Raw genomic sequence first — 2037 nt, forward strand, 5'->3', positions numbered from 1 at the left:
AAGTCAAACTCCTACAAATTCATTTACGAAGAATAATTTAAAACTGGTGATAGAAAGATAAATATATTGTCTGCCTTACGGCAGGAGAAGCAGCCCGAAGAGGGAAGATGAAAGCATAGGCGTGCCTATCAACGTAAACGAACTTACCGTGCTGAACTTTTTATTATGAGACTCGGGCATAACCTTAACAAACCAGCCAAACGTTTATTAATCCAAAGTAAGACTATAAACCCGGACACCGCAATTTCCAAGCCATTTAAATCACTTTCCATGCCTTAGTTAGAAATTTTCGATTCAAGTCAAGTCACGCTTTGCTTTGGGTTGAACAAGTCTAACCCCACAGGCATAACTTAGGTGGTTGTTTTTTGACCATCAGTTAGCCAGTACACGCGCCAATAAAAGGATAATAACATGAAGTTACCGATAGCCACCTTAGTAGGTATCTTGTTAGCAGCCCCACTAACGGCAACCGAAATCCAGAAGAAAAAAATATGCACGTGGGATCCCGTAGGGAAGAACGGACCCGTAATGGGCTTCTATTCGGACTTACGCCCAAAAGCAATAGCATGGGGACTTGATATCGAATTCATTGCATATACTGACGAAAAAGTAGCGTCCAACGACTTTAAAGTGGGCGTATGCGATGCAGCACACCTAAGCGCTATTTTGTCACGGCAATACGTACCGTTTGCAGGTACGCTGGATGCTATTGGAGGCTTGGTATCGGACACTGGACTGGCCAAGATTACGGCAACAATGGCCAACCCAAAAGCCGGAGAGATCCTTACCAACGGAGATTACGAAGCTGTCGCGGCGTTTCCGGTAGGATCGATGTATGCATTCGTCAATGATAAAAGCATCCGCTCAGTCTCGGACTTTGCCGGTAAAAAAATTTCCGTACTTAATGGGGACCCTCAAGCGCACAAACTTGCAAATCTCGTCGGGGCAAGCCCGGTCTCTACATCTCTTGCAACCTTCTCGGGCCAGTTTAATAACGGCAACATCGACATTCTGATGATGCCAGCATTAGCATACAATACATTTGAGCTGTATCACGGACTTGGCGAGAAGGGTGGGATCCTCGACTATCGCCTTTACTACGGAATGCTGCAAACAATCACTCGAAAGAAGTCATGGCCTGAAGACTTTGGAGTCAAGATGCGAGAGTACGTGCTAAGCAGGCTTAAAGATATCGACAAATTGGTAGCGGATGCTGAGGCCGAGATACCGGCGAAGTACTGGATCAAAACCGAAGAGCAAACACGTAGTGAGCTCATCAAGCTCAGCAGAGATGTTCGCTTAGCACTGAAGGAAGAAGAGATCATGGATGCCAGAGCACTCAAGCTCCTATGGAAGATTCGATGCTCCGAGAACCCTTCGGCTGGAGAGTGCACGAATCCCGAATAACAAAAAAGGACGACCGGATATTAAGACTTAGTCATAAACGATACATCATCGCATTTGATCTGCTATCACTTTAGGTAATCGAAGCAACGAACAATAAGGATGCGTATGTATTGGTTTATTAGTTTCCTCGCAGCGATGACGTTATGCCTAATCGGAATCATGTTTATTCAGGTCATACGCTTGGGAAGAGAGGAGCTTCGCCAGCGCGATTTGCTAACTTGCGAGTCCCGACGTAACGAAGCTCTCGCTTTGCGAGAGCAAAGGAAAGTCAGGCGTTTACAACGGGTAACTCCAACTGAGTTTATTGGTGAATACATTGATAGTCTCTTAGGCCAACAAAATATCATCGCTGGCACAGCCACTCAGATTGAGCACTGGACCAAGGCAAAAAGACCGATCACGCCGAACACTTATACGTTTGAAAACAAAACGACTTCACAACAGGATCCCGATGACTGGATAGTAGTTGAACAAGTATCAAGTCCTGTCCGGCTAAAGGCTGTCTCGTAACAGCAAGGCGACTGGGCGATAGCACTTGGCTATGAGAACAGCACGCTCCAGACATAAAAAAACCCCAGCAGGATGTCTGCTGGGGTTTCTGATTAAAGCCTGACGATGACCTACTCTCAC

At 45.9% G+C, this 2037-nt stretch carries 2 protein-coding genes; both read left to right on the top strand.

Annotated features, from left to right (window positions below; all coding sequences use genetic code 11):
- Positions 1-411: 411 nt before the first annotated feature.
- Positions 412-1407 carry a putative solute-binding protein gene (locus tag A3751_RS13910; RefSeq protein WP_068457128.1) on the top strand — a complete coding sequence of 332 codons (996 nt, stop codon included), beginning with the start codon at positions 412-414 and terminating at the stop codon, positions 1405-1407.
- Between the two features lie 105 nt (positions 1408-1512).
- Positions 1513-1917: a hypothetical protein gene (locus A3751_RS13915; RefSeq protein WP_156492468.1), complete on the top strand. Its 405-nt coding sequence runs from the start codon at positions 1513-1515 to the stop codon at positions 1915-1917.
- Positions 1918-2037 lie beyond the last annotated feature (120 nt).

The organism is Oleiphilus sp. HI0080, from assembly GCF_001635135.1.